This is a genomic window from Rahnella sp. P4_A8 (genome assembly GCF_056402435.1).
In genome coordinates this window covers 1-8,555 of the sequence record NZ_JBFUHK010000091.1, presented here as the reverse complement: position 1 = coordinate 8,555, position 8,555 = coordinate 1, and the positions used below count along the sequence as shown (strand labels likewise).

The 8,555-nt window shown below is 48.3% G+C and carries 7 protein-coding genes and 1 pseudogene; all 8 read left to right on the top strand.

Annotated elements, in window-relative coordinates; all coding sequences use genetic code 11:
* Positions 1 to 110 precede the first annotated feature (110 nt).
* Complete coding sequence (locus AC1DUO_RS22330; RefSeq protein WP_228388951.1) at positions 111 to 2,390, top strand: ComEC family protein; 2,280 nt, start codon at positions 111 to 113, stop codon at positions 2,388 to 2,390.
* A gap of 38 nt (positions 2,391 to 2,428) precedes the next feature.
* A pseudogene (gene msbA / locus AC1DUO_RS22325) lies at positions 2,429 to 4,176 on the top strand (lipid A ABC transporter ATP-binding protein/permease MsbA).
* Positions 4,173 to 5,162, top strand: a complete 990-nt coding sequence (gene lpxK / locus AC1DUO_RS22320; RefSeq protein ID WP_217244256.1) for a tetraacyldisaccharide 4'-kinase — start codon at positions 4,173 to 4,175, stop codon at positions 5,160 to 5,162. Before msbA ends, lpxK begins: the two are co-directional and overlap by 4 nt.
* A 349-nt stretch (positions 5,163 to 5,511) precedes the next feature.
* Positions 5,512 to 5,721, top strand: coding sequence for a transcription antiterminator/RNA stability regulator CspE (gene cspE, locus AC1DUO_RS22315; protein WP_013574839.1), 210 nt, complete (start codon positions 5,512 to 5,514; stop codon positions 5,719 to 5,721).
* 261 nt (positions 5,722 to 5,982) lie between these two features.
* On the top strand, positions 5,983 to 6,195 hold the full coding sequence (locus AC1DUO_RS22310; protein WP_013574840.1) for a cold-shock protein: 213 nt from the start codon (positions 5,983 to 5,985) through the stop codon (positions 6,193 to 6,195).
* Between the two features lie 95 nt (positions 6,196 to 6,290).
* Complete coding sequence (locus tag AC1DUO_RS22305; RefSeq protein ID WP_112151112.1) at positions 6,291 to 7,514, top strand: winged helix-turn-helix domain-containing protein; 1,224 nt, start codon at positions 6,291 to 6,293, stop codon at positions 7,512 to 7,514.
* A 381-nt stretch (positions 7,515 to 7,895) separates the two neighbouring features.
* Entirely contained in the window at positions 7,896 to 8,078 is a 183-nt protein-coding gene (locus AC1DUO_RS22300) for a Trm112 family protein (protein WP_013574842.1), read from the top strand.
* Positions 8,075 to 8,555: 3-deoxy-manno-octulosonate cytidylyltransferase (gene kdsB / locus AC1DUO_RS22295; RefSeq protein WP_477988792.1), on the top strand; the 481-nt coding region annotated here is incomplete at its 3' end. The genes AC1DUO_RS22300 and kdsB, both read left to right, overlap by 4 nt.

Sequence of the window (8,555 nt, the reverse complement as noted above, 5' to 3'; positions counted from 1 at the left end):
ACGTCACGCAGCGTTTTGCTTTCCTGGTTGCTCCTTCTTTGCATGAAAATCATACTCCGGCACGAAAACATGTCTGATGAACGTGAAGGGAGTAAAACATCAAAATTTCACTGGACGAGGCTGCTTTAGCGGTTATTGCAGGGATGTTGCCACTGCTTATTTTTTCCCAACTTCCTTCGGCTATTCATCTGGTCACGCTGTGTCTTTGCGCCTCATGCTGCTTCAGATTTCATCACAAAATATTCAGCCTGATAGCGATCGGCCTGCTGAGTTTCAGTTGGGCCTCGTTTCAGGGCGGTATTCAGCTCGATCAGATTTCAGCGCTTCAGGGCACAAAGCGTCATGTTATCGCCGTGGTAGAGAGTATTAATCTCGGGAGCACCAGTACATCTTCTGTACTCTTCAAAATAGAAAAAGCAGAAGGAAAAATAATTTTCCCGCCGGTCATGTTCCGCACTAAATGGGACAAGACAGAGGGAGAACTGTTAGCGGGCCAGCGCTGGGATATGATCGTCAGTATGCGGCCCGTCCACAGCTTGCTGAATGAAGGCGGATTTGATGCCCAGCGTTGGGCGTTGGCTCAGCATGCACCTCTGACAGCAACTGTCCGTAACAGGCAGCTATTAGATGCCAGAAGTTCGCTTCGTCAGCAATTTATTCAGCGGTTGCAGCAGAAGATGCCACCGATGGAAAATACGCCTGTACTGATTGCACTGGCTTTTGGCGAAAAAGGATTTATACAGGCTGCAGATAAGCTACTGTTACAACAGACTGGCATCGCGCATCTGGTGGCGATATCAGGCCTACATATTGGAATTGCGGCGTTATTTGGATGGTGGCTGGCGCGTGGATTGCAGTATCTGCTGCCGGTAAAACTGATTGACTACCGATTTCCGTTATTCGTGAGCGGCGTTTTTCTGCTGTTCTATACCTGGCTTTCCGGAGGTAATGCACCTGCGCTGCGTGCAGCGTTTGCGGTGTTGATGTGGATCCTGCTGCGTCTGTTCCGTGTCCGCTGTCATCCGTGCCAGATATGGCTTTGGGTGGTGGCTATGCTTCTGCTGGTCGACCCTATGAATTTATTGTCCGACAGCTTCTGGTTGTCATGCTTCGCGGTGGGGGCTCTGGTTTTCTGGTTCCAGTGGGTGCCTCTTCCTGCAATGTTTCAGCAGGCATGGTATTGGGCATTGTTTCGCTGGGGGCATCTGCAGGTGGGAATGACACTTCTTCTGTTGCCCTTACAGGTCTGGATTTTCCACGGCATAAACGTTTTCTCGTTTCCGGCCAATATGTGGGCAGTTCCGGTTGTTTCATTGATCACAGTCCCGCTGGTATTACTGGCCTTGTTGACGAACGCCGCGCCCTGCGCATTGATGGATAACGCACAAGCTCTGCTTTGGCAACTGGCGGATGCCACATTGAGATTGGCTTTGTGGGGGGTAAAAGCATTACCGGACGGTTGGATCCCATTGGGTGAGTCATTTCTGGCCGTGAGCCTGATGGGATGGCTGGTGCTTCTGTGCTGGCGGATTTGCCCGTTGAGATATTGCCTTTCACTGTTGCTGTCGCTTTTTGCGATCTCTTCTGTCTGGCTGAACAGAAATCCATCGGAGCGCTGGCGGGTTGATATGCTTGATATCGGACATGGCTTGTCTGTTCTTATCAGCAAAAACGGCCGGGGCATTCTTTATGATACCGGCAACCGTTGGGAAGGGGGCTCAGCCGCTGAACAAAATATTATCCCTTATTTAAATTGGAAGAATATTCAGCTGGAACAGATAATTATCAGTCATAATGACATGGATCACCGGGGCGGTTTGGCCCCGTTACAAAACCGTTATCCTGCCGCCAGCGTTCGTGAAAGTGCTTTGTCGGATCAGCATCATCTGAAATGCATAGCAGGCGAGCAATGGCGCTGGCAGGGGCTGGATTTTAACGTTTTGTGGCCGGATAAAATGTCAGAGGATGCAGGGAATAACGACAGCTGCGTTATCCGCATTGATGACGGTTCATTCAGTTTGCTCCTGACCGGAGATATTGAAACTGAAACAGAAAAAGCGTTAGTCAGGAAGTGGCGGAGCGAACTGCAAGCCACTGTACTTCAGGTTCCTCATCATGGCAGCAATACGTCATCGACACCTCCATTTTTGCGGGCAGTTAAGCCGGTTATCGCACTGGCGTCCGCATCCCGTTTTAATAAATGGCATCTGCCGGCACATAAAGTTGTTAGCAGATACAACAAAGCGCACTATGACTGGCATTCAACGTCTGAATCGGGTCAACTCAGCCTCTTCGTTTTTGATGATTATTGGACAATTAAAGGCTTACGTGAGCAATTAATCCCCCGTTGGTATCACCGCCAGTTTGGAGTATCTACAGATAATGAGTAGAATAGACCGCTATTTCTTTCGATGCTGGTTGATATTGCATGATGAACGATAAAGATCTCTCCACATGGCAGACATTTCGTCGCCTTTGGCCGATGATCACACCTTTTAAAGCCGGGCTGATCGCTGCGGCTATTGCGCTGGTCGCAAACGCTGCCAGTGATACTTTCATGCTGTCTTTGCTGAAGCCTCTGTTGGATGACGGTTTTGTAAAGCTGACCGCTCGATCCTACTCTGGATGCCATTGGTCGTTATCGGTCTGATGGTTGTGCGTGGGGTCAGTGGCTACATTTCGAGTTACTGCATTTCATGGGTTTCGGGCAAAGTGGTGATGCATATGCGTCGTCGTCTGTTTGGTCACATGATGAGAATGCCCGTAGCATTCTTTGACCAGCAATCTACCGGTACCTTACTTTCCCGTATCACCTATGATTCCGAGCAGGTGGCGTCTTCATCATCCAGTGCGCTCGTGACCGTCGTACGTGAAGGTGCGTCAATCATTGGTCTGTTTGTCATGATGTTCTATTACAGCTGGCAGCTTTCTGTAATCCTGTTAGTAATTGCGCCGATTGTTTCTGTTGTTATCCGTGTGGTGTCTAAACGCTTCCGTAATATCAGTAAAACAATGCAAAACACCATGGGACAGGTGACGACCAGCGCGGAACAGATGCTCAAAGGTCATAAAGAAGTGTTGATCTTCGGTGGCCAGAAAGTTGAAACCGCGCGTTTTGATAAAGTGAGTAACCGTATGCGCCAGCAAGGTATGCGTATGGTTTCCGCTTCTTCAATTTCAGACCCGATTATTCAGTTGATCGCCTCTCTGGCATTGGCATTCGTGTTGTATGCGGCAAGCTTCCCGTCCGTGATGGAAACGCTCAGCGCGGGTACTATCACCGTTGTGTTCTCTTCTATGATTGCCCTGATGCGTCCGCTGAAGTCCCTGACTAACGTGAACTCCCAGTTCCAGCGCGGTATGGCCGCTTGTCAGACGCTGTTCTCAATCCTGGATATGGAACAGGAAAAAGACGAAGGGAAACTGGAAGTCAAACGCGTTAACGGAAATGTCGAATTCAAAAACGTGACCTTCACTTATCCGGGACGCGATATTCCTGCTTTGCGTGATATTTCCTTCAACCTGCCGGAGGGTAAAACTGTTGCACTGGTTGGCCGCTCAGGTTCCGGTAAATCGACTATCGCGAATTTGCTGACCCGTTTCTATGACATTCAGGAAGGTAATATCCTGATGGATGGTCATGATCTGCGGGAATATACCCTGTCGTCATTACGTGATCAGGTGGCACTCGTTTCTCAGAACGTCCACCTGTTCAATGATACCATTGCCAATAACATCGCTTACGCCCGTACGGATATGTACTCCCGCGAAGAAATCGAAAAAGCGGCGACGATGGCTTACGCGATGGACTTTATCAGCAAAATGGATCAAGGGCTGGATACGGTCATTGGTGAAAATGGCGTTCTGCTCTCCGGTGGCCAGCGTCAGCGTATCGCAATTGCGCGTGCCTTGCTGCGTGACTCGCCGGTTCTGATCCTTGATGAAGCGACATCTGCCCTTGATACTGAATCTGAGCGTGCTATTCAGGCTGCACTCGACGAACTACAGAAAAACCGCACATCCCTGGTGATCGCACACCGTTTATCCACTATTGAAAAGGCCGATGAGATTCTGGTCATTGAAGATGGTTGCGTGGTGGAACGTGGTTCACATACGAGCCTGCTCGAAGAGCGTGGTGTTTACTCACAGCTGTACCGGATGCAGTTTGGCCAATGATTGAGCGCATCTGGTCAGGGAAATCACCGCTATATCTGTTACTCCTGCCTCTTTCATGGTTGTACGGGTTAGTTTCAACTTTGATCCGTTACAGCTATAAAACGGGGCTTAAAAAAAGCTGGCGGGCTTCGGTGCCTGTCGTGGTGGTCGGAAATCTGACTGCCGGAGGTAATGGTAAAACGCCGGTGGTGATCTGGCTGGTTGAAACACTCCAGCAGCATGGTTTTCGTGTTGGAGTCGTTTCGCGCGGTTATGGTGGCAGGGCTGAGCACTATCCCTTATTGCTGACGGAGGCGACGCCCACCACGCAGGCAGGTGATGAGCCAGTGCTAATATTTCAGAGAACCGGGGCACCGGTTGCGGTGTCTCCGGTTCGCTCTGATGCGGTGAAAGCATTACTTGATGGAAATGAGTTAGACGTTATCATCACGGATGACGGATTACAGCATTATGCACTTCAGCGTGATATCGAAATTGTTGTGATCGACGGAGTCCGCCGTTTTGGTAATGGTCACTGGTTACCTGCAGGACCTATGCGTGAAAGAGAATCTCGTTTGCGTTCAGTGGATGCGGTTATTACCAATGGGGGCACAGCCCGTCCTGGTGAGTTAGCGATGTTCTTGCAACCTGGCAAAGCGATAAATTTGGTCACAGGTGAACAGTGTGATGCTTCTGCATTGAAAAATGTGGTTGCGATTGCCGGCATCGGGCATCCACCGCGTTTCTTTTCCACGTTGAAACAGCTAGGGATAAATGTACAAAAGGAAGTCGCTTTTTCGGATCATCAGGCTTACACCTCCGGACAACTGTCAGCTGTGAAGGCACCAGGACAGGTCCTTCTGATGACTGAAAAGGATGCAGTAAAATGTCGTTCTTTTGCTCAGCCAGACTGGTGGTATTTACCGGTTGACGCCAAAATCGAGGGTGACCAGGCTGAGAAACTGCTCCAAAGAATAGCTGAGCTTATTTTGCAAAAGATGCATTGATACAGCAAAAACAGACCGTTTTCGCGCCTCTGATAAAAATTTACGTAAATCTAAAGTTTCAATCTCCCTGATTTTAAAGACTAATATTCACCGTTAATGTTTAACGCCAGAATAATTGCGCAACGTGACTTGCTATTGCTCTGCACTTATGAGTAAATGCTTGCAGCCTGTGTTGCAGCGCTATTTATGTATGAGTGTAGAGTAAAGCAGTTCCTCCCAGACGTTATCTCTTTCCCGATGATTCCGCTTCCAAGACGAACCTTCTAAGTCCTCCCCATAAGTAATTGTCTGAACTATTGGCTAGTATTGCCGAATGGCAGGATTTTATATTTTGTAAAAGGTTTTAAATATGTCGAAGAAAAATGGTCAGGTTAAGTGGTTCAATGAAAGCAAAGGTTTTGGTTTTATTGAGCAGGCTGATGGCGGTAAGGATGTATTCGTACATTTCTCTGCAATCGCAACCGATGGTTTCAAAACTCTGGCCGAAGGCCAGCGTGTAGAATACACCATTCAGGATAGCCCGCGCGGTCCTGCTGCTGCTAACGTTATTGCACTCTGATAAGAGACAAACGTGATGATATGAAACAACGTTAATCGCTAATCATATCAGCAGAGTAAAACCCGCCGGATGGCGGGTTTTACATACCTGAAAAGGTAAATACGGCGTTTATAAGACGTCGTGAAAGTTGTAAAAGTAGTCGTTAAAACTAATTCGCTCATTAGAGGTTTTTTATAAAAAAATAACTTAGCAATGGGCAAACGCATCCGAACAATAATAAAAAAGTGTGTTCATGGATGCCCAAAAGAAAGGATAGAAATTATGATGTTAAAAATGGGTTTAGTTAAATGGTATAATCAGGCTAAAGGCTACGGTTTTATTTGCCCGCTTGATGGTTCTTCTGAAATTTATGTTCAGCGTACTTCCATCGCCAATACAGGGAATAAATCTCTGAGTGCCGGTCAGAAGGTGGAGTTCACCACTTACCGCAGCGTAACACATGGCCCTTCCGCGGCTGATGTTATTGCTTTCTGAGTCCGGTTTTGTTGTTCACCGTTGAGTTGAATTTTACGCTCCGGTAAAAATATGCTATCGGTATCCACAGTTAAATTGCTGCCACGGATACCGATATGTCTCACCCGGTTATATCTCTTGCTTCAGCCCGCACCCTGCATCTATCTGCGCAAAATCTTCTTAAACCAGTGACCCGAAAGCCTGTTGCTGCGGATGTCGTTCAGGCGATCCGTGATATGGGATTGCTGCAAATTGACACGATAAGCGTGGTTGCGCGCAGTCCTTATCTGGTGTTGTTCAGCCGCTTAGGTAATTACGACCCTCAATGGCTGGAACAAGCCCTCCCGGCAGGAAAAATATTCGAGTATTGGGCACATGAGGCCTGTTTTATTCCCAGTGAAGATTACGGACTCCTGCGCCACCGGATGCTCAATCCTCAGGGGATGGGGTGGAAATTTTCTCAGACCTGGTTTGATGAACATCAGACGGATATTGAGGCACTGCTGGGACACATTGCTGAAAATGGCCCTGTGCGTTCGGCCGATTTCAGTACAGATAAAAAGTCTGCCAGCGGCTGGTGGGACTGGAAGCCTCATAAAAAGCACCTGGAAACATTGTTTACTTCCGGGAAACTGATGGTGTCTGAACGGCGTAATTTCCACCGGGTTTACGACCTTGCTGAACGGGTGATGCCTGGCTGGGACGATGCGAGCCAGACTCTTGAACAGTCTGCAGCGGAATATCAGATGCTGCGGCGTTCGGCGCAATATCTTGGCATCTTTAGACCGGAATGGCTGGCGGACTATTATCGCCTCAGGCGGGTGAATACCAAGGCTGTGATTGCACAATTACTGATGGACGAGGAAATTACACCGGTCGAAGTGGCCGGGCTTGAAGATATTTACTATGTCCACCGGAAACAGTTTCCCCTTCTGCAACAAGCCACTGAATCACGGATCGGTTCAACGGTCACCACGCTGCTTTCACCTTTTGATCCCGTGGTATGGGATCGTAAACGCGCCTCAATGTTGTTTAATTTTGAATACCGGATCGAATGCTATACGCCGGAAGCAAAACGCCAGTACGGCTATTTCACGCTACCCATACTGCAGCGGGGTGAACTGATTGGTCGGGTGGATGCAAAAATGCATCGCAAAGAAAAACTACTGGAAGTGAAAAGCCTCCATCTCGAGCCCGATGTGACGATGTCTTCACGACGTGCAAAAGATATACACGGAGCAATCAGCCGGTTTGCACAGTGGCAGGGAGCTGAAAAAGTCAAAACCGTGAAAGTACCTGAAACGTTAACGGTGTTTTGGGAAAGAGACTGGCAGATTTAATGTCACAAAATGAAACGGCTGCATCAGGCAGCCGTTATTTCACGATGATTGCAGGTGGCATCCAGCTTAGTGGCTGAAGTTAGCGAACATTGCGATGATTTTGTTAATGGTTTTCATTTTTAGTGCTCATATTGAAGGTGTTTAGTGTGACGTGCATCACAAAAAAATTGTACTCCCACGAAATCGGCAGCGCAATGCTCCTCAGGAGATATTTTTTATTTACAGAAATGTAACTTCTTTGAAGTCGTATCGGAGGATGAGTGAGGATTAACGCGGGGTGCGGCGTTATGTTATTCTCCTGAACCGCTATGTTGTGTTTCCAATGCTTTTTTACGTTACACCTTGCTGAAAATGCGGTGTATTCGCCTCCGGGAGGAATTTATGGACCACCGTTTGCTTGAAATCGTTGCGTGCCCTGTATGTAACGGGAAGCTTTACTTTAATAAAGAGTCGCAGGAATTAGTGTGTAAGGCAGACAGCCTGGCTTATCCCGTGCGTGAAGGGATCCCTGTTTTATTAGAAAACGAGGCCCGCCCGCTTTCTGTTGATGAGACACACCCATGAGTTTTGTTGCTATTATCCCGGCCCGCTTCGGGTCAAGCCGTTTGCCGGGGAAGCCGTTGGCCGATATCAACGGTAAACCTATGGTTGTGCATGTGATGGAACGTGCACGGGAGTCGGGTGCTAAACGTGTAATTGTTGCGACAGACCATCCTGACGTTGTGGCGGCGGTTGAAGCTGCGGGTGGTGAAGTTTGTCTTACCCGACCTGATCATCAGTCAGGCACTGAGCGTCTGGCAGAAGTCATCGATTTATGTCAGTTTTCCGATGATGAAATTATCGTTAATGTTCAGGGCGACGAGCCGCTGATCCCGCCTGTTATCATCCGTCAGGTGGCTGATAATCTGGCAAACAGTGAAGCAGGAATGGCAACACTGGCAGTGCCAATTGAAACAGCGGAAGAAGCGTTTAACCCGAATGCGGTCAAAGTGGTTCGGGATGCCAAAGGTTACGCCATGTATTTTTCCCGCGCTACAATTC